Genomic DNA, 348 nt, shown 5'->3' on the forward strand with positions numbered 1-348 from the left:
ACCGGTTCGCCGATGAAGGCGGCGACCTTGTCGGCGCCGGCTTCGAGGATCGCGTCCTCGACCGCCTTGGCCGCGCGGATGCCGAAATCATGGTCGCTCTCGCCGGGCAGCGCCAGCTCGTAAGCATAAGGCATCATCACATGGACGATGTTGGGCACCGCGCCGCCGAGCTGCTTGTGCATCGGCTCCATACCGCCGAGCGAGGTGCCGGCGATGGTCGAGCCGTGATAGGCCGACTTGCGCGAGATGACGCGGTTCTTCTCGGGCTTGCCTTCGAGCGCCCAGTAGTGGCGCACGAGCCTGAGGGCCGTGTCGTTGGCTTCCGAACCGGACGAGCCGTAAAAAACC

At 65.8% G+C, this 348-nt stretch carries 1 protein-coding gene; it reads right to left on the reverse strand.

From position 1 onward, the window contains the following. A partial coding sequence (locus EN852_RS36940; protein WP_135879767.1) for an aminotransferase class III-fold pyridoxal phosphate-dependent enzyme occupies window positions 1–348 on the reverse strand: 348 nt, incomplete at both ends.

It is taken from the genome of Mesorhizobium sp. M2E.F.Ca.ET.209.01.1.1, assembly GCF_004010375.2.
In the GTDB taxonomy this organism is placed as follows: Bacteria; Pseudomonadota; Alphaproteobacteria; order Rhizobiales; family Rhizobiaceae; genus Mesorhizobium.